19 protein-coding genes are annotated in these 22516 nt (G+C 35.5%); 4 read left to right on the top strand and 15 right to left on the bottom strand.

Going from position 1 to position 22516, the window contains the following annotated elements:
- Positions 1 to 2: 2 nt before the first annotated feature.
- Positions 3 to 1490, bottom strand: coding sequence for an ExbD/TolR family protein (locus DCC35_RS13440; RefSeq protein ID WP_137091293.1), 1488 nt, complete (start codon positions 1488 to 1490; stop codon positions 3 to 5).
- Positions 1491 to 1846: 356 nt separating this feature from the next.
- Positions 1847 to 3493, bottom strand: coding sequence for an arylsulfatase (locus DCC35_RS13435; RefSeq protein ID WP_137091292.1), 1647 nt, complete (start codon positions 3491 to 3493; stop codon positions 1847 to 1849).
- Between the two features lie 248 nt (positions 3494 to 3741).
- Here DCC35_RS13435 and DCC35_RS13430 point away from each other — a divergent pair, with 248 nt between their 5' ends.
- Together DCC35_RS13430 and DCC35_RS13425 are read left to right on the top strand one after the other, a co-directional pair.
- On the top strand, positions 3742 to 4464 hold the full coding sequence (locus DCC35_RS13430; RefSeq protein WP_137091291.1) for a hypothetical protein: 723 nt from the start codon (positions 3742 to 3744) through the stop codon (positions 4462 to 4464).
- A gap of 367 nt (positions 4465 to 4831) precedes the next feature.
- A complete protein-coding gene (locus DCC35_RS13425; protein WP_137091290.1) occupies positions 4832 to 5674 on the top strand; it encodes a hypothetical protein in 843 nt (280 codons plus the stop codon).
- Positions 5675 to 5784: 110 nt separating this feature from the next.
- Here DCC35_RS13425 and DCC35_RS13420 read toward each other — a convergent pair whose 3' ends face one another.
- Positions 5785 to 7020, bottom strand: a complete 1236-nt coding sequence (locus tag DCC35_RS13420; protein ID WP_137091289.1) for a M56 family metallopeptidase — start codon at positions 7018 to 7020, stop codon at positions 5785 to 5787.
- A gap of 1 nt (position 7021) precedes the next feature.
- Positions 7022 to 7396 carry a BlaI/MecI/CopY family transcriptional regulator gene (locus DCC35_RS13415; protein WP_137091288.1) on the bottom strand — a complete coding sequence of 125 codons (375 nt, stop codon included), beginning with the start codon at positions 7394 to 7396 and terminating at the stop codon, positions 7022 to 7024.
- Between the two features lie 334 nt (positions 7397 to 7730).
- On the opposite strand from DCC35_RS13415, the gene DCC35_RS13410 reads away from it, so the two are divergent.
- The gene (locus DCC35_RS13410; protein WP_137091287.1) at positions 7731 to 8732 is read left to right on the top strand and encodes a hypothetical protein; all 1002 of its coding nucleotides are present in this window, start codon (positions 7731 to 7733) and stop codon (positions 8730 to 8732) included.
- 131 nt (positions 8733 to 8863) lie between these two features.
- On the opposite strand, the gene DCC35_RS13405 is transcribed toward DCC35_RS13410, so the two are convergent.
- The 8 genes from DCC35_RS13405 to DCC35_RS13380 all read right to left on the bottom strand — a co-directional run bounded on the left by DCC35_RS13405 (position 8864) and on the right by DCC35_RS13380 (position 16995).
- On the bottom strand, positions 8864 to 10429 hold the full coding sequence (locus tag DCC35_RS13405) for a family 20 glycosylhydrolase (RefSeq protein ID WP_137091286.1): 1566 nt from the start codon (positions 10427 to 10429) through the stop codon (positions 8864 to 8866).
- Positions 10426 to 12117 (bottom strand): glycoside hydrolase family 3 C-terminal domain-containing protein, encoded by a 1692-nt coding sequence (locus tag DCC35_RS13400; RefSeq protein WP_262710392.1) that lies wholly within the window; start codon positions 12115 to 12117, stop codon positions 10426 to 10428. Before DCC35_RS13400 ends, DCC35_RS13405 begins: the two co-directional genes overlap by 4 nt.
- A gap of 11 nt (positions 12118 to 12128) precedes the next feature.
- Entirely contained in the window at positions 12129 to 12704 is a 576-nt protein-coding gene (locus DCC35_RS21560) for a glycoside hydrolase family 3 N-terminal domain-containing protein (protein WP_217495844.1), read from the bottom strand.
- Positions 12705 to 12892: 188 nt separating this feature from the next.
- Positions 12893 to 13921 (bottom strand): M1 family aminopeptidase, encoded by a 1029-nt coding sequence (locus tag DCC35_RS20985; protein ID WP_217495843.1) that lies wholly within the window; start codon positions 13919 to 13921, stop codon positions 12893 to 12895.
- 68 nt (positions 13922 to 13989) lie between these two features.
- Positions 13990 to 14478 carry a gluzincin family metallopeptidase gene (locus DCC35_RS20980; protein ID WP_217495842.1) on the bottom strand — a complete coding sequence of 163 codons (489 nt, stop codon included), beginning with the start codon at positions 14476 to 14478 and terminating at the stop codon, positions 13990 to 13992.
- A 103-nt stretch (positions 14479 to 14581) separates the two neighbouring features.
- Positions 14582 to 14920, bottom strand: coding sequence for a hypothetical protein (locus tag DCC35_RS13390; RefSeq protein ID WP_137091285.1), 339 nt, complete (start codon positions 14918 to 14920; stop codon positions 14582 to 14584).
- On the bottom strand, positions 14869 to 15489 hold the full coding sequence (locus DCC35_RS13385; RefSeq protein ID WP_137091284.1) for a DUF2279 domain-containing protein: 621 nt from the start codon (positions 15487 to 15489) through the stop codon (positions 14869 to 14871). Before DCC35_RS13385 ends, DCC35_RS13390 begins: the two co-directional genes overlap by 52 nt.
- A gap of 36 nt (positions 15490 to 15525) precedes the next feature.
- Entirely contained in the window at positions 15526 to 16995 is a 1470-nt protein-coding gene (locus DCC35_RS13380) for an aminopeptidase P family protein (RefSeq protein WP_137091283.1), read from the bottom strand.
- Between the two features lie 248 nt (positions 16996 to 17243).
- On the opposite strand from DCC35_RS13380, the gene DCC35_RS13375 reads away from it, so the two are divergent.
- Positions 17244 to 17843 (top strand): diheme cytochrome c-553, encoded by a 600-nt coding sequence (locus tag DCC35_RS13375; RefSeq protein WP_137091282.1) that lies wholly within the window; start codon positions 17244 to 17246, stop codon positions 17841 to 17843.
- 81 nt (positions 17844 to 17924) lie between these two features.
- On the opposite strand, the gene DCC35_RS13370 is transcribed toward DCC35_RS13375, so the two are convergent.
- The 3 genes from DCC35_RS13370 to DCC35_RS13360 all read right to left on the bottom strand — a co-directional run bounded on the left by DCC35_RS13370 (position 17925) and on the right by DCC35_RS13360 (position 22309).
- Positions 17925 to 20090 (bottom strand): M3 family metallopeptidase, encoded by a 2166-nt coding sequence (locus DCC35_RS13370; protein WP_246070014.1) that lies wholly within the window; start codon positions 20088 to 20090, stop codon positions 17925 to 17927.
- 149 nt (positions 20091 to 20239) lie between these two features.
- Complete coding sequence (locus tag DCC35_RS13365; RefSeq protein WP_137091281.1) at positions 20240 to 21052, bottom strand: crotonase/enoyl-CoA hydratase family protein; 813 nt, start codon at positions 21050 to 21052, stop codon at positions 20240 to 20242.
- A 177-nt stretch (positions 21053 to 21229) separates the two neighbouring features.
- Complete coding sequence (locus DCC35_RS13360) at positions 21230 to 22309, bottom strand: carboxypeptidase-like regulatory domain-containing protein (RefSeq protein WP_137091280.1); 1080 nt, start codon at positions 22307 to 22309, stop codon at positions 21230 to 21232.
- Positions 22310 to 22516: the final 207 nt, after the last annotated feature.

Raw genomic sequence — 22516 nt, 5'->3', positions numbered from 1 at the left:
GCCTATTCAGCTAAATCATTAATTCTTTGTTCTTCTTCTGTCCATTCAAGAATGCGAATAGGATATTGCCTTTTGATTAGCTCAAATTCATTGCTCATATTCCACGATTCATAAGTCCGGCCATTTTGTACCAATGATCTTTCATTTCTTAATCGGTCAACCTGGGAATGTAAAATATCCAGAGTATTAATGTATCGTCTATAAGAAATGTTATTGTCTGAATTAAATATTATCACATAGCCTGGTGAATACTTTTTAATAAATTTATATACTATTTCTTCAAGTTTCTTTTTATCTGTTTTTTTACCATTAAGTGTTATCGAATCCTTCGATACAGCGATTTCTATTCGATTAAACTGCTTAATCAAATTATTTCTATACTTATAAGAATCATTTATTCTGATGCGCTTACCGCTTAAATCTATCTGCTCAGCAGAGTCAAGAAAGGCCTCAATTTCAGGAAAATATCTGGGTAATACTTTCCGAATTCCAAAGTATCTGAAGTCGGGATAGTCCGGTGGATATTTTGAGTTTTCAGCAGCTGTTGATAATTGGATATCATATATGCCTGCTTTTCTAATTTCCTTAATTATACTTTTGACAAATCCTACAGGAATACGTGTATCAATGCGTAGATTTATTATTGGTTGATCAGGTGGTGTAAATCCGAGGTCTGCAATTTCATTTTTGATTTGATTAATATAGATTTTGTTGTTTATATCTTTAAAGAAGATAGCAGGATCAGAAGCAACAGCAGTGTCCTTCACAACATACATGTCAATTACACTCCATTTTCTTGTGATTCTGCGCTGACTTTGGCTTTTGGGTACTTGCAGGTTGTATACATGTGGGATTGATTGGCTTAGTATTTTATCGTTATTTTTTTTATAATCAAGAAAATTCTTTGTGCCATAGGTAAAACTGGTAATTAAAAAAATCATCGATATGCTGATAAACCACCAACCTTTGTTTTTGCTGATCACGCGGCTAAAATTTGGCCATGATGAGTAAAAAAGAACAATAGGAAGGAGGACAAGTAAAGTGGGGAATTCCTCTAACAGGTTTAAATTATATTGAAAAGCTATAGTGAGATACCAGACTCCAAGCAGGCTTCCCATTTTACCTATCCAAAACAAATATGACCAGGTATTAAATCCTTCAATATTTAATGTTCTTTTGATCTGGAACCTGGCTTTTCTATTGAATTTATATAATGAGGTTTGTAGAATAAATTTTAATGCAAATGAATAACCCAATGCTGAGGCTATCGATGCATAAAATACATTATAGATGTAATTTTCAGTAGGAGAGAGTATAATTAAGGTTTTGTCTCCAAAATAGCCGGTAAACAATCTTAACGCTTCCCTGAATAACTGGAATAAGGCATAGAAAATGTAAGCCGATAATAACCAAATAATGAGTCCGGTAAGTAAACTTGTGAGATTAAATTTTAGGGGCTTTCTAAAAAAATGTTTTTTAATTGATGTCATTTGCCAGTTGAAAAAATACTTTTATAAAATTCAATTAGCATAGTTAATTCATCTAAAACTAGTCTTTTTCAGGATTAAGGCAAAATCCTTTAAAAAGTTGTTATTGAATTTGTTGAGTGAATTCCGATCTCTTTAAAAATTGCTGTTACTTCAATTTTTCAAGTCATGTAAACAGGGATAGAGCTATCTTTAAACAAGGGTAATATAAAAAACTAGGTATAAATAAAACGATGTTCAGAAACAATCTGCTCTAGATAAAAAAAGTTATATTTTATTTTGACGTATATATTAAATCTCTAATTAATAAAATAGTCCCTGATTAAATATAATGCTTCTCAAATATTTTAGGTGATGAACTATTCAGATTGATTCTGTCTTTTGGTCAATAATCTCGTTTCAGCTTTATATTTTTTCCATTCCTCAATCAATTTCTGGAATTTTTCTGGTTCTTTTTCTTTAAGGTCATGTATTTCAGCCAGGTCATTTTTTATATTATACAATTTAAAAGAATCAATGTTGAATGGCCTGGAGATATTGGTGATCTTCCAGTCTCCTTTTCGGACCATTGACCGAAGTGAATGTTCTAAAGCAAATACATAATCTTCTGAATGGGTCTCATTGTTTTTACCACTGAGAAAAGGAAGTAATGATTCACCTTTTAATGGGTAGATCTTATTCCCATTATAGGTGTCAGGATACGTGGAACCTGATATTTCATAAAATGTAGGAGCAAGATCAACCAGGGTTGTAAAGTTATTGTGAATTTCATTTTTACGGTTTACACCCGGACCTGTTATGATAATAGGTGCTATCATACCTCCCTCGGTGGTATAACCTTTGAAATATTTATATGGAGCTGAGCCAGCTTCGGCCCACTGAGGTCCATAAGATATAAAGGAATTGGGTTTGCCCATATTTTCATAATCATTAACGAAGTGTTTCTTAAGAAAAGGACCAAAATAGTCATTATAATAAAAGTCTTCTGCTGCCGCTCCATTATCAGACATAAAGACGATCATCGTATTTTCATATTCTCCGATGCTTTTTAGATAATTGATCAGTCTTCCAATATTATAATCCAGGTTATCCACCATTCCGGCATAGAGCTCCATTTTTCTTGCTTCGATCTTTTGTTGTTTTTCAGTTAAAGAATCCCAGGGAGAGATATCAGGGTGAAGGGGTGGAAGCTGTGTGTTTTTTGGTATAATACCTGCTTTTTTCAAGGTTTTCAATCTTTTCTTTCTCAGTTCTTCATATCCTTTATCATATTTCCCTTTATATTTTTTCCAGAATTTTTCATCCACCTGGAGTGGCCAATGAGGAGAAGTGTATGCAGCGAAAGCAAAGAACGCTTTGTCATCATTTTTATTTAATTCGATGTATTCTATAATTTTATCTGTGTAAAAATCTGTAGAATAATCTCCGTCTCTCCATTTGGCTGGTTTTCCATCTTCAGTATAAAGAGAAGTTGGAGTGTTCTTAAATATACCCTGGTCATTGTAGTGATTCCCTGCACCTCTAAGTAGTACATAAGAATGGTCAAAACCTTTTTTATGAGGATTATCTTCAGGCCTCATTCCCAGATGCCATTTGCCTGCCATATAAGTATGATAACCAGCCTGCTTAAGTACTTGAGGGATCGTTGCAATTCTATTCGTAAGATGACCCTCATACCCAAAGAACTCCGAATTAATACTCTGACGTCCCATTCCGGCAATGTGATTGTCATTTCCGGAGAGAAGCATTGCCCTGGTGGGAGCACACATTGGGGCAGTATGAAAATTGCTGAATATTATACCTTTGCCGGCAAGTTGATCAATGTTCGGAGTTTCTATATCACTACCAAAGCATCCAAGGTCAGAATAACCCAGGTCATCTGCAACTATTAGCAGAATGTTAGGCTTTTTATTTTTATGAATAGGCTGCTGATTAATCTTTGAAAAGGAGGCTATTCCAGCAAGTAATAATATTAATAATACAGCGTAAGAATGTCTAGTCAACATGGAACATGTCTTTAAGTTGTAAATAATTGGGAGCCAACTAGTTTGATGAATTTAAAATACGCAAAGAAAATTATAAAGCAAAATAGAAATAACCTGTAACGATGTTTCTTTTGATATTATTAGCAGACCATTTTATTGATAGAATAGCAAAAAAAATATAAGTATAAAATTGTAGTAAAACATGAATAAATTTAACTAAATTAAGTTAGAGCCAAATTAATCTATTTTAAAACCAAATTAATAACACCATGAAGAGAATAATCATGATAGCTGCAGTTTGTATACTATTTCATACTGAAGCTCTACCACAAGAATCACCCGCAGCGTTGACAGAGACAATTTACTTGCAACCAAAACCCGGGATGGCAAAGCAAATGGAAGAAGGGGTTGCTAAACATAATCAAAAGTATCATGCCAGAGGTCAGGATAATGAGGCCGTATTAAGAAGAGTGGAATACGGCAATAAAGCCGGCTGGTATGTTTGGGTAATGAATGGCACCTATGCATCACTTGACAACAGGCCTGATGATGATGACCATAGCGAAGACTGGGAGGATAATGTAGGTAAGTATGTTGAAAAGTACGGAGAAACAGATCTATGGTCTTTTAATAAAAATTTATCCTTCGGTATGGATAAATTTCAGACTCAGAAGAGATATGAAGCCTGGGCAATAGAACTCAAACCATGGCAAGGGTACAGGTTTAATGCTATATTAGAAAAACTACATGCAGCATTTGAGAAAATGGGAAATAGAACCATGCTTGTTTTTAATAGCGAGGTTAATCGAAAAGGTGGGCCTGATCGCGGAATAGTCTGGGGATATAATAATTATGCTGATCTTGAAAGTGATAGTAAATTGGTAGAGACGTATAATAGTATTCATGGTGAAAATTCATGGCAAAATTTTCTTGAAGAGTGGAAAGACGTTGTAGTTGAAGTTGACCAGGAACATCGATTTAAAATTGAGTAAGGTTTATTTAATATTAATTTAGGAGTCCCGAAAATCTCGGGACTTTTTTTATTTACATGAAGTATATGCACGATACCGTAAAAATTTGAGTAGAAATGTTTTTTATAAATTTCTGGTAAATAAAATACGGGAAATTTTATTTTACCTGTTAAGATACAAGCAAGCTGTTCCTATCTTTTTTAGTGATTGCATAAAAATGATTACAACTTTATAGTAGTTTCTGATATTGTGTGTATTTAATCAAATTTTAAATAAAAATTAGTATTGCCCAATTAATCGGCTATACCTGATAATGGTCAGCTTATTTGTTAATTCCATATACTATTTTTAGGTTCTATATAAGAAATTTAAACAAACTGCTATAATCGTGAAAATAAAATTATCTATTTGCCTGATGTTATTTGCTTTAATAGTATCAGCACAGGAAAATACAACAGAAAAAAATAAAGAAGAGTCTAAATTTCAATTCAGGGCGGTTTCTGAAGTAGGATTTATATCTGTCCTTTCTCATAAAATTCAGTTAGGAGAGTCCGGAACTTATTTCGATTATGTTGATAACGGAGGTCAGGATGTTCTTTTTCCTACAGTCAGGTTTTCCCTTGAGATGGATTGGAATGATAGAAACACCATCATTCTTTTATACCAACCGTTGAAAATTGAAACACAGGCTGTACTGAAAGAAGATCTGGTAGCAAATGGAACTACTTTTCCGGCGCTAACGAGTATTAAAAGTCTGTATAATTTTCCTTTTTATAGAATTAGTTACCTAAGAGTATTAACGAAGAATAACGACAAATTTAATTTTGCATTAGGAGGGTCATTACAAATTAGAAATGCTACAATATCGTTTGAATCCACAGATGGTACGAGGTACACAGACAATAGGGGAGTAGGACCTGTGCCAGCACTTAAAATTCGTAGCAGGTTAAATTTAAATGAACGTTTTTATACCGAACTGGAAGCAGATGGTATGTATGCACCAATTAGTGTTTTAAATGGAAGTGATAATGAAACAGTAGGAGCTATCCTGGACGCTAGCTTAAGAATGGGAGCTTATGTAAACAAATCCACTAACTTGTTTTTTAATTTAAGGTATTTAGGAGGAGGTGCTGAAGGTTCGGATAATGAAGAAAAATGGCCCGGTGATGGATATGTCAAAAATTGGTTGCACTTTTTTAATGTTTCAGCAGGTTTTGTACTGCATCTCTAGATGAAATTCAGGTAAAGTTTTAGCTTGAGAATAGACCCTTTCTAAAGTCTCTAAAATAGTAAATTTCCTCCTTAATTTAAAGGAGGAAATTTACTCTAGTATTGTTAAAGTTATTTAGTCGTAATTAAGATTATACCATCGTATTCCTCATCGGTATATTCTTTAATTATTTCTTTTGTTTTAATTACTTTGATTGATTCAATTTGGTCAGGATCAAGTTCTTTAGGTTCGTAACCTTTTGGTTTTTTTTCTCCATCTACTATGAATAATACTTTTTGAGGATCTTGTTGTTTATCAGTGTCTTTTGTATAAATTGATACCTTTTTCTCTCCATTCTCTTTACTTACATCAACCGATAAAATTTTTGATTTGTCAATGTTACCGATAGTTGGAACTTTTTTACCATCAACATAAAATACTGCATTTTCCATTAGCTCAGATTCAAGTTGTAACGGAGAGTTTACCTGATCTTCCTTTGCACAGGCAACGCCAACAACTAACAATAAGGTAATAGGAATCAATATAAGAGCTTTTAAGCTATTTGAATTTTTGATTTTTACATTTTTATTCATCATGATCATTCTTTTTTTGATTAGTGATTGATTAAAATTAGAAGACACGTTAATGAGTTTTTCTTCTGAGATTTGATTTATAAGAGAGATTTGATATTGCAGTTTATCTACACCTGTTTTAATAACTCCTTGATCAGCCTCGTATTCATGAATTAGCTCAAGTTCACTTTTATAAAACCAGATCACAGGGTTAAACCAAAAAACAGCTGTGGTAACCCGACATAGTAAAACATCAATTGAATGAAAATTTATAGCATGTGTTTCTTCATGTATCAGAATACTATGTTTCTCTTCCGGTTTTAGCCCCTTACAGGGAATAAATACCCACTTAAAAAAGGAGAATGGAGTGTTGATTTTTTCCGTATGGATTAATGTATAGCCCTTGTTCTCCTCTTTTTTAGATGTTAGATACAAGTAAAGAATTCTTCCTAAACTGATCAGTGATTTTGATAGAAGAATTACCAGTATTGTGATATAAATCCAGAATAAAATATCAATTATATTGATTTCTGCATACTCCTCAGTGCTATCCAATGAGCCGGTTGTGGCATCAATTGAATTCAAGAAACTTAAGTTTTGTGCAAAATTATTTACAGGATTTATCGAGTCAATTGTCCAGGGTTGTAGTGGAATTAATGCGGAAATTATCAGCCCAATAAGTAGATACATCCTGTGAATCTTTAATGGAGTTTTTTCATTAAAGACCAGTTTATATATCAGGAAAAATATTCCGAGGCTTACAGAAGAAATAAGAATATAAAATATAAATGACATGTTATTTCTTTTGAGTTTTAATTTCCTTTTCAATCATTTCTTTAAGTGATTCCAGTTCGTGGATATTTATATCTTTATCTTTCACAAAATGAGAAACCATTTGCTTTATTGATCCATTAAAGAAGCTACCAATAGTCGACTTCATTAACTTTTTTGCATAAGTGTCCTGAGAAATCAGAGGGAAATAAACATTCGTTTTTCCATAGGTTTTATGGTCGACATATCCCTTTTTTTCTAACACTTTAACAACTGTGGCAACAGTGTTGTATGCTGGTTTAGGTTCGGGTATCTGGTCCAATATATCACTCACAGCTCCATCATCGATTTTCCATAGCGCTTTGAGTATATCTTCCTGTGCTTTTGTTAACTCCTGCATTGTTTATTTCTTTAAACTTATGCTAATCTACTATAAAGTTTTTATATATACTATATTTATAGTAGATAATTCACTTATTAGTTTTTTAAAAGTTAGTTAACATATGAATAGAGTTAATAAAGATGTTAGTGAATAGATTAAGAGTGTTAGATCATGTACATTTTGTTATTATATAATTGGTTGCTTGAAAGCTGTTCCACACTTTTAGAAACGTATCCATTATGAATACTAATAATCGATACCGTTATTGATGAGCTGTAATTTATTAATTCAAAGTAACAGTTGGAATGCTTATATTTTAACTTTAAATTATAATAAAACCTTATCACACGTTATGAAATATTATATAAGCCTATTCACCATGGCAGCTTTTGTCATGTTTATCGTATCCTGCCAATCAAATGAAAATCAATCAGAAGACGATCAATCCGAAACAGAGGAAGATTCAGTGCAGGTTCATACCGGGGGAATGATCCTTGGTGGCGAATATGGAGGTAAAGAATTTGCGATAGCTCAGGGAAATGAAATCGATAAAATGATGGATGTAATCAAGAGCTACAATGAAATGGATGTGGAGAAAATCTGGAAAAATTCTGCAGATAGTGTTTCTGTATTATCGTTTGACGGAACTAAAACCAAGCTGACGAAAGAAGAAATGACGGGATATTTTTCATCCCTTGACTCTGTAAACTGGGTAATTGATGCTATGGTACCACTAGAGATAGTTGGTGAAGATGTCGTGAAGATCATTGTTTTAACCCGTGAAAAAGCATATATGAAAAACGGTGAAGCGATGAAAATGAGGCTTGTTGAAGAATTTACTTTCGAAGATGGAGTAATGGCAGGAGTCAGGCAATGGACCGCTGACCTTAATGAAGAAATTGAAGCTATCCCATCATATGGAAATCCAGACGGTGCGATGATATTTACCGGTGATCATAAAGGTAAAGAAATGATGATTGCTAAAGGAAACGAGATGGATCAGATGATGAAAATAATTGATGATTTTAACGATATGGATGCCGCTGCCATCTGGGAGAATTCTGCTGATACTGTAACAATGTATGCAGCAGATGGGAATGTCAGGAAGCTCACGGAAGATTCTATGAAGGGTTTTTTTGATAGTGCAGATTCAGTCGATTGGGCAGTTAGTGAGATTATACCGCTTGAGGTAGAAGATACAAGCATTAAAAAAGTTATTATTGATTCATACGAAACAATCAATTCAAAAGAGGGCGATGATTCTTATATAAGGCTTTTTGAAGTATTTACTTTTAAGGATGGAAAGTTGGTTACTATAAGCCAATGGACTGCAGAAGTTGAAAAAGAAATGTAATAATATAATACTATGAATTTTTAGGCTGATGAACATTAGATCATCAGCTTTTTTTTGAATTGAAATTAGTATCACTGGTTACCAGTGATTTTTTATATTTAAATAAAGTTTAGAATTTTCTGCTATCAATTTCACCACTCAATCAATGGTGATCGATAATAATTAATATCCATTCTCTTTAGAAAATCAGCTTGACCCGCTAGTCTTGATCTGTAATCTTTCCAATCTCTGTTTCCACTTGTGGTCCATCCCAGTTCCGCATAGCCTATTAAACGTGGAAAAGCGAGAAGTTCTAAATCACTGGTAGTATCAAAAGTTTCTGACCATAATGGTGCGTCAATTCCGAGAATATACTTATCAGGGATATAATCTTCCGGATTCCAGATGTATGCAGTATCTAATGGAATTAGTCCTGCCCAGTCATAACCGATTTTTGTTAATGAATCATATTTCATATCCAGATATGCCTTGTTAGCAGGAGATAAGATTACTTTCATATTTTTTTCTACTGCTAACTTAGCATTTTCCCGGTTATTCCAAAATTGAACAATCGTTGTAGAATCCAGATCTGATTTTGCTACCTCATCCCAGCCAATCATTCTCTTGTTGCATTTCTGGACAATACTTTCTACCCTTTTTATAAAATAGAGGTAATCCTCTTTTTTTGTCACATGACTTTCATCACCACCAATATGAAAGTAGGGCCCGGGTGTCATGGAGGAAATTTCTCTTATTACATCATCAATAAATAAATAAACCGTATCGCTTCTGGTGTCGAATGTACTGAAACCTACCTTGGTGCCAGTATAAAGTTTAGGAGTCTGACCATTACCGTTTAAAATAGGATAAGAAGCAGATGCAGCGTTCGTGTGTCCGGGCATATCTATTTCAGGGACGATTGTAATATGATGAGCTTTAGCATGAGCAACAATATCCTTGTAATCTTCCTGAGTATAAAAGCCACCTGGTCCACCACCAACTTCGGTACTTCCTCCGATTTCGGTTAATTTAGGCCAGGATTTTATTTCAATACGCCAGCCCTGATCATCAGATAAATGCAAATGCAAGATGTTTATCTTGTAATAGGCAAGAACCTCGATATACTTTTTGACATAATCAACATCGAAGAAGTGCCTTGAAACATCGAGCATCGTACTCCTGTATTCGTATTGAGGTTCATCTATTATTTTCCCTCCGGGGATGATCCATATGTTGTGGCTTGAAAGACTATCATTAGGCATTTCAGGAATAAGTTGTCTAATGGTTTGAATACCCCGAAAAATTCCGGTAGCAGTATTTGCACTCAGATTTATTGTGTCCTTTTTTATTTCCAGCTCATATGCTTCATCATTTTCAGATTTAATATCAGATTTATATATTCTAATAATTGACTTCGTATTATTTAGAGGTATCGATGAAACAGTTAATCCTGTTTTTAATTTTATTTTACCAACCAAATATTGTCCGGTTTCCAATATATCAGGAGAGAGATCATCAATTATTAATGCTGTATATTTATCAAGTGCAAAACCTTGATCTGAACGAATTATTTTTAATGGCTTTGGAATAACTGAGGCATTGGTAATATCAGTTTCAGGTAATGTTATTTTTGTTTCTGATGAGCAGGAAACAAATAAAACAAAACCAATTATATTAATTAACCAAAAAATTTTCAGAGTTACATAAATGGATTTCATTCTTTGATTTCCTGAAGGATATTAATTGTAGTTTTATTTTGAGTATCAGAATTAGCCCCAATATATAAATCAATTTCTCCCGGTTCAAGAGATAATTTCCCTTCATTGTCATAATACTGGAAGTCCCGGTAATTTAAGTTGAATTCAACTCTTTGACCTTCACCAGGATTGAGTTGGATCTTTTTAAACCTTTTAAGTTCCCTGACCGGACGTGTGATTCTACCAAACTTATCATGAGCATATAGCTGAACTACTTCGGAAGTATTTCGATTTCCGGTATTGGTAATGTCAATTGAAATAGTAAATCCTTCATCTTTTGAAATTTCACTATCACTAATAGATATTGCTCCGTACTCAATATCTCCATATGTTAATCCAAAACCGAAAGGGAAGAGCGGATCAAATCCCAGGTCAAGGTAGTGAGATTCATTTCCCAGACTGCTTTGCCAAGCACCAATGGGGATCTCTTCCATGCTTACAAATTTGTCCGGATTAGCCGGCCTGCCGGTACTTTTATGATTATAAAAATAGGGTAGCTGTCCTGCTGCTTTTGGCCAGCTCACTGGTAGCCTGCCTGTAGGTTCAGATGTTCCGTATAGTATTTCCTTTAAAGCCGCCCCACCCATAGTTCCGGGATGCCACATCATTAATACCGCATCCAGATCGTCAATATAATCGGTAATGTTTATTGGCCTTCCGGCCATTAATACCAGGATAACCGGCTTATTCAATTCAGCTAATTTTAAAATTAATTCTTCTTGTACACCAGGTAGTTTAATATTTGCCCTTGAATGTGCCTCTCCGGACAAAATCGCTTCCTCACCACCGACAAATACGATTACATCAGATTTCTTAGCTGCTGCGATTACCTTATCAAAATTCTCTCTGCTTTTATCCCGACTATAACTCAGGCCTTCTATAAAAATTGCATCTTCTATTGCTTCTTTTGGAGTAATAGAAGGGTCGCCTTCTCCGTCAAAGGTCCAGGTACCCAATTGCTCACGGCCCTGATCTGCCAGCGGGCCTGTCAAAAGTATTTTTGCATCAGAATTCAACGGTAAAATTCCCTCATTCCTTAAAAGTACAGACCCTTCAATTGCTGCATTTTTTGCTTTTATCATATTTTCTTCAGCATAAAAAGATCCCGGGTGATCATTTGGAATATAGGGGTTTTCAAAAAGGCCCATTCTAAACTTAATTCGCAGAATATTGCTGACATAAAAATCTAATCGTTCCTCAGGAATAACTCCTTCTTCAATTAAATCTTTTAAGAATATTTCATAGCCCTTTGAAGTCATTTCCATATCTAAGCCTGCTTTTGCGGCAAGTTCTGCGGCCTGTTTGCTGTCCATTGCAAAACCATGCGCAATCATTTCAGTGACAGAATTCCAGTCTGATACTACGAATCCGTCAAAACCGAGTTCAGTACGAAGGATATCAGTTAATAATTTTCTGTTACCTGTTGCCGGTAAACCATTCACTTCATTAAAAGAAGACATGAAGGTTGCCACATTATTTTCAACTGCTTCTTTAAATGGAGGCAGATATAAGTTATAAAGTTGTTCGGTGCTTATGATGGCAGTATTATAATCCCGGCCTCCAATTGCAGCACCATATCCGATAAAATGCTTGGCACAAGCCGCTATTCGGGTCGGATCTGAAAGATCTTCGCCCTGGAACCCCCTGATATATGCTTTGGCTAAAACACTGGCCAGGTAAGGGTCTTCTCCGGGGATTCCGCAATCCTTCCCCAGCGACTATCCTGACAAATATCCAACATGGGAGCAAATGTCCATCTGATTCCAACGGAGCTCGCTTCAAGGGCAGCAATCCTGCTGCCTTCTTCGACCAGTTCGGGATTAAATGATGCAGCCTGTCCCAGGGGGATCGGGAAAATTGTCTTGAAGCCATGAATTACATCTCGCGCAAAGAGCAATGGAATACCATGTTTACTTTCATTGACAGCTATTTCCTGGAGTTTTCGAATATTTGTAGTATCCATTACATTTAAAAAGGCACCGATTTCTCCTTTTCTCACACTGGATAGTAATTCTTCAGGTAGTGCTCCTTTCTCACTACTGCTAGTGCCTCTTAGAGCTAGTTGACCAATTTTTTCATCGATTGACATTTTGTTTAAAATACTATCAATCTTTACATCGATTTTATTTTGGTTTGAAGTGTCATTATTGTCTGTGGGACTGGTACAATTAGAATATAGAAATAAACTAACTATGAGTGCGATTATAATTTCTGGTTTAAGATCGGGGGTTTTCATTAAGGATTAAATTTTATTATCTCTTCCGAAATATATATATGTAGCCCCGAAAGGATATGGGGCAATATATCCAAAAGGCATGGTGTATATTTCAATCTTGATATAATCTAAGATACCAAAACATTCTAATGGTATATCTCAATATTATTATTGCTGATTAAATGGCTTAGCTAATGATGATTGTACATTCAGTTTTCTTCAAAGAGCAACCAGCTTTCAGGATCTAAAAGGATTTTATCCGGTTTTTTATCTGTAGATATATCAAGTTTTTCTGATTTTGAATCGATCTGTAGGGTTTCTGTTTTCATTGTTTCCCCATAGAATACGCCAATTTCCAGTGGGAAATTAAATGTGTGATGGTCTTGTATTTGCTCAATCGAGATTTTTATTTTTTCGTTTTTATATTTCCAGTTCCATTTAACAACAGGGTGACCTTCGATAAAAAGCCATTGATTAAAGAAGGACTCGAGATTTTCTCCTGAAACATTTTCCATTACCGTTCTGAAATCCTCAGTCAAAACATTAGAATTAGCGTACGTCTTATAATATTGCCTTATCCCATTCCAAAAGACCTCATCACCTAATTTATGTCTTAACATATTTAATACCCAACCAGCTTTTTCGTATGTGTTCTTACTCAAGACCTTCATCGGATCTTTTATGGAGAGGTCTATAATGGGAGAGGGGTTAATTTTGTAATAGTCAATTATTTCTTTTTTATCCGTTTTTAGCTCTTTTTTTCTTCTTTCATTGCCGTAAACGCTTTCCAGGTAGAGTATAGTGAAGTATGTAGCAAATCCTTCACTTAGCCATACGTGATTCCAGCTTTTTTCTGTTGCAGAGTTACCAAACCACTGGTGGGCAATTTCATGAGCGATCAGACCTTCAACTTCCTTATTTCCCGTTACTGAATTTTCAAAATAGGCAATGGTCCCGGCATTTTCTAATCCACCCCATTGAGTTTTTGCCTGCATATTGGCGAGTTTTGCATAAGCATAGGGACCAATATTATCAATGAAATAAGACATCACATCAGTAGCGACTGCATAATCATTGAATCCATCCAGCCTGTTTTCCGGATATACCCAGGCTGAAATCGGAATGTCATTTACCATACCGAGTGACCTGGTGGCAAATTTTGTCACTCCAATCGTTACTACTTTCATTGCAACTGGTGCAGGCTCGTGATAGGTGGTAAGCTTATATCCGTTACCCAAATTACTTTCTTCGATTTTTATACCGGTTGCTACTACATCATAACATTCCGGTGCCGTAATACCGAATGTTATTGAGGCTTTATCATATGGATGATCAACTGAGGGAAGCCAGTGTCTGGCAAGGTTAGGCCAATTATCACCAAAAATGAACGGCGACCATATTTAGTTGTGTCGATAACCAGACCTCTCTCGGGAATACCATGATATTTTATTCGATAGGTTCTGGTTTTTGAATCACCTTCTTCCGGAGATATTACTAGTTTATTGTTAATGTATTGATAAGTTGATTCCTTATCACCTTCAAAGACAGATGAGACTTCCATCCCGTATTTACCTGATTTCTGAATAAGATCCAGTGAAAACTGATCTGTTTCTTCTTTGAAGTTTACAGTGACAAATGCCTCTCCGGCTATCGCATTTGTGCTATCATTCAATTCCAGGTTAAATACATAATGCTGAATATCTACATTTTCATTTTTATCATAAATATCCTGCCCAAAAGAAAAATTTCCGATTAATAATATCAGGCTTGAGAAAATCGAGAATTTATTTTTCATAATTACTATCTCTTTTTTTAATGCCGGGGAATATGGCTTTAGGTTATATTTTTCACGGAATCTTCCAAAAGATAATAACTGGTAAATTATTTTCCGCCTAAATCTAAAAATATAATGGTCTGAATTTCAACCCATCGATTCTGTTTATTTCCAATGCAGGGAAAGGTATTTTAACCAGGTTAAGCGCCCTGAACAGACCTCGTAACCATTTTTTATTGGTGTGGATTTTTGTTAAGTCAATATCCAGGGAAAACATAAATTGCCTGTACCTGTCCAAATGAGGAAACGGTTCCCCCTGGTAATATTCAGGATTATCAAATTCGTGGATCATGCCATTAGCACTATATCCAAAAGCAATATTCAGCCATGGAGGGATACCTTCGATTCCAGTTAATTTGTGAAGATTACCGGATAACCAATATGTATGTCCATTATAGTCCATGAAAAAACGTTGAATATGATTTTCACCCAGAGTAGGATGATAAGAAGGGTAGATACTGGGGAATAAGAGAATTTCATTAGAAATATTTGATCATCAAAAGCAGCTTCTTGCACTACAAAAAGTGCTGATCCCAGGGTATTCGCTATCATATCATACCAGGAAAATCCCCATCCTTCATACATTCCATCAAAGACTTCAATAGGGGTTTGAAATATCAATCCGACAGGTCCTCCGTAAATCAGTGCTTTTTTCTTGCTCACACCTGCCATCCGTAAACCATAATATGCTGAATAACTATACCGGTATGCGCCATATGCATGACCGAATTTGTCCATTTGTAAGTATCCTTTTGAATCGTCATAAAAATGAAAAGGGACTCTTTTATGATCTTTATACCAGACATACTGTAGGAAAGAAATGCCAGCAAGATATGATCCAACTTCAATTCCAATTGTAGTATTGAGTCTTTTTTTATTGATTGTATCCGGATAATTTTCAAAGCCTGTGTGCTGGCTCAAAATATTAAATGATACGGATAGAGTTAATATGATGAAAAACAAGTTCTTCATAAAAAAATAGCTGGTTTGCTCCTATAATTTGAATTGTTATTCTTCTTCGAGGGTCGGTAAATTAAATTGACTGAAAGCACTTTCCTGTTGCATTAATACTTCGATCTCCTCGCTCTTTCTCGGGGCATCATCTGATAATAGCTCGATACTTTCTGATGTGATCAGGTAGTCATCTTCAATTCTAACAGGTATATTCCACCATTTCTTGTCACATGGACTTCCTTCCGGAATATATATACCTGGTTCGATCGTGATAACCATTCCCTCTTGTAAAACATCATAAGTCCCCATGTCATGCACATCAAGGCCGATATGGTGACAACAACCATGTGGGTAGTACCAGTGTCTGCCTGTTGCAGGATTAATTAGTTCTTCCTCACTTAAGTTTTCTACAATTCCAAGCTCAAGCAGGCCTCTGTTTACTACTGCTAATGTGGTGTCATAAAGAGCTTTAAAAGGTACACCTGGCTTTGCTATTGCCATAGCCGCTTCCTGCGCTTCATATACCAGGTTATAAATTTGTTTCTGTTCTTTAGTAAACTTACCATTAACGGGTATTGTACGAGTGACATCAGCGGTATAGCCATGGTACTCAGCCCCAAGATCCATAAGTATTAATTCGCCATCTTCAATAGAAGGGTTGTAGTTATCAATATAATGTAAAACACAACCATTATGTCCTGCACCAACAATACTTGGATAACCTTCGTATTCGGCTTTGTATTTCTTGTAGATGAATTCGTGCATTCCCTGAACTTCCAATTCAGACATTCCAGGTCTCATAGCCTTCATTACCTCAGATTGTCCCAGAGCAGATATCTTCACTGCTTTTCGCAATAGATCTAACTCTTCTTCTGTTTTAATGCCTCTCATAGGAGCCAGAAGTTTGTCCAGTAAAGTGGTATTCAAATTATTGGGAAGGTCTTCCATATGCAGGGTTGGAGGCTGCTTATCCGGATGTTTAACTTTGGTTTTAAATTGATCGATCAGATCATATAGATCTCCTTCCTCTTTCGTGTTTCTTACATCATCTTTAAATTCATAGAATAACACATGGTCAAACTGACTAAAATCTATCGAAAAGTCCTTAAAGTCAGGGGTTTGTTTGACCATTGAAATTTTTAGTTCTTTTCTCGCTTCTTCCGGGCTGATCCTATCACCATCGTATAATTCCATTAATGCATTTCGGCCTCTTACAAAAAGCAATTCATTTACATTTTGTCCATTGATCTCCTGTTCTTCTGAAAATATCATTAGAAGGGCATGAGGTGCTCTGTGGCCGGTCAGGTAATAAAAATTAGGATCCTGATGGTACTTGTAATTAACATCATTAGCCCTGTTTCTTATCGGATTGGAGAAAAAGACAGCGACGCTGTTTTCAGGCAATTTTTCCCGAAGAATCTCTCTTCTTTCTTTATGGAAGTCTGAAGAAAGAAAATCTGCAGGTTTTTGTGCGTATAAACCGATGCTTGTCAGGAAAAGAAGGGAAAGGATAATTCTATTCATCTTATTCATTTGAAAAGTGGTAAGCAGGATAATTATAGAAATCGAATATACCATATTATTTCAGATGATGCAATTGGTTTTTATTAACTCAATTATTGTCCGATCGAAAGTTCTTTAAATTCTTATTGACTCTAAGCAGTTAAATGAATTATTTATTTATTTATATTTATGTTGAATTATAATTATTCTTAGTTTAATTAGTATGTTTATAATAAATAGCATCACTAATATGCCACTACACATCACAGATGAACCATTTAAAATCAAAAATCGCAATTTTTGGATTAGCATTGTGTATTTCGATTACTGGATGCAATTCAAATAAAGAGGATAATGCCTCTATCGTAGAATCATTAGAGCCATTAGTAACGGAGGCATTTAATCCTGTTGAAAGAGGAGAGTACCTTGTCAGTACTAATGGTTGTCACGACTGTCATTCCCCGAAAATTTTCACTCCGGAAGGAATTAAGGTAGACCCGACAAGAGAATTATCCGGTCATCCTGCCGATGAAAAATTACCGCCTTATGATAAGGAAACAGCAAAAGGATATGTCTTGTTTTCTGTCGGGCTTACATCAGCTACCGGCCCTTGGGGTACATCTTTTGCTTCCAATTTAACTCCTGATGAAACAGGGATCGGTAATTGGACTGAAGAACAGTTTTTAACATGCATTAAAAAGGGAATATTAAAAGGGGTTGAAGGAAGCCGGCCATTACTACCACCGATGCCCTGGGAGCACTATAAAAACTTTACTGATCAAGACTTAAAGTCAATATTTGCCTATTTAAAAAGTAAAGAACCGGTAAGTAATATTGTTCCTGATCCGATACCTCCAAAAGGAAAATAATAGATGAGGGTGCGAAATATAAAAGGAGAGATCGAATAGTTTTGATCTCTCCTTTTGCATTAAGCATTAATAAATAATTTATTATTTCTCTGGAACCGGAAAACCTCTGTCTCGCATTAACGCATCAATTTCTGCATCCCGTCCTCTGAATAACCTGTAGGCTTCAGCCGGGTCCATAGAGTTTCTTGGTGCAAAAAGATATTTCACGAGTTTCTGAGCCATTTCCTCATCATAAAACCCTCCAGGGGCTTCTTCAAAGGCTTCGGCAGCATCTGATGTTAAAACGTCTGCCCACATGTAACCATAATAAGCTGTTGCATATCCTTCACCTGAGAATACATGACCAAAATGAGGGGTGCGATGACGCATCACCAACTCTTCCGGCATATTAAGTTCTTCGAGTGTTTCTTTTTCGAATTTGTCTACGTCAATATCTGCAGGATCAGCGAGATGTAATTTCATATCAATTATTGCTGAAGCTAAATATTCTGTGGTTGCAAAACCCTGGTTGAAGGTTGCAGCATTCTTAATCTTTGTCACTAACTCCTTTGGCATTGGTTCACCGGTTTCATAATGCACCAGGTAATTGTTTATGACGTCATCTGTCGATAACCATCGTTCGAGTAATTGAGACTGGAACTCAGTATAATCTCTTACTCCACTATTTAGGGTTGGATACTTTACGTTTGATGAAAAGAAGTGTAAAGCATGGCCAAATTCGTGAAAGAACGTTGTCGCATCATCCCATGAAACAAGCACAGGCTCTCCCGGTGCAGGCTTTATAAAGTTTGAATTGTTTGTAGCCAACACATTTTCTTTACCATCAAAGGTAGTGTAGCTTCTGAAAGTATTTGCCCAGGCTCCTGATCTTTTACCTTCTCTTGCATATGGGTCGAGATACCAAAGGCCGATATTTTCACCAGTTTCTTTATCTGTTACTTCCCATACCTTTACGTCTTCATGGTAAACAGGCACTTTTCCTTCCGGAACAGGAGTGAAGTTGTAGTTAAACAACCTGCCTGCTACATAATGCATAGCTTCTGTAAGCTTATCTAATTGAAGATATTGTTTTACTTCTTCAGAATTCAGATCATACTTTTTCTTTCTGACTTTTTCAGCGTAAAATCGATAATCCCATGGCTTAATAGTAATGTTGTCACCTCTTTCGTCAGCTATTGCCTGCATATCGGCAACTTCTTCTTCAACCCTGGCAATTGCAGCGGGCCAGACAGCCATCATCAGATCCATGGCGTTTTCAGGGTTTTTAGCCATTCTGTCCTGTAGTCGCCATTCTGCATAATTGTCATAACCAAGCAGCTCAACACGCTCCCGACGCAATTTTAATATTTCCGCAATTATTTCATTATTGTCATATTCGTCGGCATTATCACCTCTGGAGTAATAATTCGTCCATACCTTTTCGCGCAGGTCTCTTTCAGTCGAAAATGTCAGGAACGGATCCATTGAAGATCGGGTGTTTGTAATGGCGTATTTTCCTTCCTGGCCTTTATCGGCTGCGATCTTAGCCGCAGATTTAATGAAAGCATCTGATAATCCGCCTAATTGATCTTCATTCAGGTAAGTGACATAATTTTCTTCATCGTGTAATACGTTGTTCGAAAATTTGGTATAAAGCCCTGATAATTCTTTGTTAATCGCAGCATATCTTTCTTTTTTCTCAGCATCCAATTCTGCACCGTTCATTGCAAACCGAGTATAAATAAGGTCAACAACCCGTTGTTGGTCTTCAGGTAGCGGGTTTTCCAGGGAAGCATCATAAACTGCTTTAATTCGCTGGAAAAGGGTGTCGTTCTGAGTGATTTTAGATTGATACTCTGAAAATAGTGGAGCTAACTCAGTTTGTATTTCTCTAAATTCAGGAGTAGACATATTGCTGCTAAGAATGCCATAATAGGCAAATGCTCTGTCTAATTCTTTACCTGACCTTTCCATTTCTTCAATGGTATTTTCGAAGGTCGGATCCTCAGGGTTTTTGGCAATGGCATCGATATCTTCGAGGCTAAGTTCCATTCCTTTAAGCATGGCAGGCTTTACATCTTCTATTTTAACCTTGTCAAATGCCGGAACACCACCATAAGGGCCTGTCCATTCTTTGAGTAGAGGATTGTTAATATCACTCATGTCCTTTTCTTCAGTTTGATTGGTTTCCTGGTTACAGCTGACCATGGCAAACACACCAATTAAGATCGGTATAAGTTGTTTTAATTTGGGTATTGTAGTCATCATTTATTTTTTATTGAAATCCGAAAATAATATGTTTTGATTAGAAATAAAACAATGTGGTCGGGACGAGCTGCGAATGAATCATTCATAAAGTATTGTATTAAAGAATAATACAATTTCAGATTTATTATTTCGAATAGTTAAATGAGCAATTAATCTTTAAAGTTTGGCTGCCTCTTTTCCATGGTGGCTTTGAAAGCTTCTGTGAGATCATCCGATAAAAACATGGCTGCATTCCAGGTAGCCATATAATTCAACGAATCTTCAACTGAATGATCCCTGGTATATTTTAATACCTCTTTTGTTCCTCGAATTGACAGGGGAGACTTCGCCGCAATATTTTGAGCTGTCTGCTGTACATATTCCATCATTTCTTCCTTTGATGAATAGCATTGATTTACTAATCCGATATTCTGGGCTTCTTGTCCGGTGACTTTTCTTCCAGTGTATGCCATTTCTGCAACCATACCCGGGGAAATTAGCTTTGGAAGTCGTTGCAGGGTACCTAAATCAGCGACCATTCCCAAATCGATTTCCTTAATTGTAAAGTATGCATCATCACTACAATATCTCATGTCGCAGGCTGATATGATATCAACACCACCACCGATGCAGCCCTTGTGAATAGCTGCCAGGACTGGCTTTGAGCAATTTTCAATAGCGGTAACTGTTTCCTGAAGTGTTAACACCAAGCTTCTGATCTTTTCACTTCTTCTTCCGGAGCAATCGATATTTCTCAGTTCGTTTACTGACATTAATAATTCCAGATCTATACCTGCACAAAAGTTATTTCCTTCGCCTGAAAGGATGATCGCCCGGGTTTCTTCATTACCAGAAAGGAAATTAAATATATCTTTCATTTCAATCCAGGCATCCATATGCAGGGCGTTTGACTTTTCTGGTCTGTTGAAAGCTACGTTGGCAATTTTGTTTTCTATTTTGACTTTAAAATATTGAGGGTTCATGGTGTTAGAATTTTAACCGGTTGTTTTGATCCAAATTAGTTGATTTTGATTTGTGAACAAAGCCTAGTTGCAGGGTTGATTGTAAAGCCTTTTTAGGAAGGCAAATCAGTTAATGGTATAAGATAGTTGAAAAAACTGGCTCGTGGAGACAAGAACCAGGGCTTTAAATCTTATTTATTATGGAGTAGTTTCTATTTGAGTTTTAATCCATCCAGGTAACGGTATAAAGTTGAATTCTTTCCAGAATTCATCATCAAATTCTTTAGAATATTTCCTGGTAAATTTTGGTGTTAAAGACATTTTACTTACATATTCCAGATTATCTTTTTGCGGGCCTTTATTATATATAGTATATCTTTCTTCAATATATGAAGATCTTTTTTTGATGTAATGGGTCGAACTTAGATAGTAGTGGCCAGCATGCCTGTTAAAATTAATTTCTTTATAATCTCCATAAGTCAATATTTTTTTATGAATGCCATAGTCCTTCTTATCAATTACTAAAATTCCACTTTTGTAGTAAGTTTTTTCATCTGTTGTAAATGCTATTTGATAGCATTCTCTACCCATGATATTAATGTCATCTTTAAATGTATAACTATAAGCTTTATTGCGGCGATGATGAATATAATCTTCCTGGTATTTACCTAGATTGTCAGTGTACATTTCTGTCAAAGAAATTAACCGGTATTTTTTTAATAATTCTTCACCTACAGCAGAAAAGTAATTCATTCTGCTTTTTAGTAAGCCGAATTTGCTATTGTGGATTTTATTCTGTGAAATATGACCAACGTGCTCATTGATAAAATGTAGAGAACTATCTTTAGTATAGTGAATTATTCTCGTGAAGAACGCATAATTAACAGGTTCAATAAAATGATTGTTTTTAATATTATCGATTGCCTGTTCTACAATTTTTCTTGCAGTTGAGCCAACCACAACTACCTCTTTTAATTGCTGGCTTCTGGGTTCTAATTTGATATTGACTGATTTGGATATCTCTTGAGAATCAATTGATCTGGGATTATACCCCAGGTGAGAAAATAATAATCTCTTAATTGGATTGTCTGATTTTATAATAAACTCTCCATCGGAGTTAGTTATCGTTACTAACTCTCCATTATTAACAGAAACATGTACTGATGGAATGCCCTTATTCGTTTCATTATCTAACACTATGCCTTTTATATGTTCATATTGTTGTGAAAATATAGTGAGATGAAAAAATAAAGCAGTAAAGAATAAATTGGTCCTCATATCTTGTTGGTTGAAAGTGGTGATTTGTAATTAATAATTAAGTTTACTTCAAATTTCCTGCCTAACTATTAATTTTTAGGTCTTTCTTTTTAAGAAAAGACAATAGAAATCAATTATGGCTATAATTAATGTATTAATTTGATTCTTTTCAAATTAGATGTAATTATCTTGCTTTTGATTTGTGTTTTTTTAATCGATGTTTCAAAT

Origin of the sequence: Mangrovivirga cuniculi (assembly GCF_005166025.1) — a bacterium.
In the GTDB taxonomy this organism is placed as follows: Bacteria; Bacteroidota; Bacteroidia; order Cytophagales; family Cyclobacteriaceae; genus Mangrovivirga; species Mangrovivirga cuniculi.
The sequence above is the reverse complement of the archived record's forward strand: the minus strand, read 5'-3'. Positions and strand labels throughout refer to the sequence as shown.

Bases quoted from the DNA above. Each gene is read 5' to 3' on its own strand.
- DCC35_RS13405 (WP_137091286.1), bottom strand. From the start codon at position 10,429: ATGAAATCCATTTATGTAACTCTGAAAATTTTTTGGTTAATTAATATA.
- DCC35_RS13430 (WP_137091291.1), top strand. From the start codon at position 3,742: ATGAAGAGAATAATCATGATAGCTGCAGTTTGTATACTATTTCATACT.
- DCC35_RS13370 (WP_246070014.1), bottom strand. From the start codon at position 20,090: ATGATGACTACAATACCCAAATTAAAACAACTTATACCGATCTTAATT.
- DCC35_RS13385 (WP_137091284.1), bottom strand. From the start codon at position 15,489: ATGAAGAACTTGTTTTTCATCATATTAACTCTATCCGTATCATTTAAT.
- DCC35_RS21560 (WP_217495844.1), bottom strand. From the start codon at position 12,704: ATGAAAACCCCCGATCTTAAACCAGAAATTATAATCGCACTCATAGTT.
- DCC35_RS13440 (WP_137091293.1), bottom strand. From the start codon at position 1,490: ATGACATCAATTAAAAAACATTTTTTTAGAAAGCCCCTAAAATTTAAT.
- DCC35_RS13390 (WP_137091285.1), bottom strand. From the start codon at position 14,920: ATGGACTATAATGGACATACATATTGGTTATCCGGTAATCTTCACAAA.
- DCC35_RS13380 (WP_137091283.1), bottom strand. From the start codon at position 16,995: ATGAATAGAATTATCCTTTCCCTTCTTTTCCTGACAAGCATCGGTTTA.
- DCC35_RS13410 (WP_137091287.1), top strand. From the start codon at position 7,731: ATGAAATATTATATAAGCCTATTCACCATGGCAGCTTTTGTCATGTTT.
- DCC35_RS13415 (WP_137091288.1), bottom strand. From the start codon at position 7,396: ATGCAGGAGTTAACAAAAGCACAGGAAGATATACTCAAAGCGCTATGG.
- DCC35_RS13365 (WP_137091281.1), bottom strand. From the start codon at position 21,052: ATGAACCCTCAATATTTTAAAGTCAAAATAGAAAACAAAATTGCCAAC.
- DCC35_RS13375 (WP_137091282.1), top strand. From the start codon at position 17,244: ATGAACCATTTAAAATCAAAAATCGCAATTTTTGGATTAGCATTGTGT.
- DCC35_RS13360 (WP_137091280.1), bottom strand. From the start codon at position 22,309: ATGAGGACCAATTTATTCTTTACTGCTTTATTTTTTCATCTCACTATA.
- DCC35_RS13435 (WP_137091292.1), bottom strand. From the start codon at position 3,493: ATGTTGACTAGACATTCTTACGCTGTATTATTAATATTATTACTTGCT.
- DCC35_RS20980 (WP_217495842.1), bottom strand. From the start codon at position 14,478: ATGAAAAATAAATTCTCGATTTTCTCAAGCCTGATATTATTAATCGGA.
- DCC35_RS13420 (WP_137091289.1), bottom strand. From the start codon at position 7,020: ATGTCATTTATATTTTATATTCTTATTTCTTCTGTAAGCCTCGGAATA.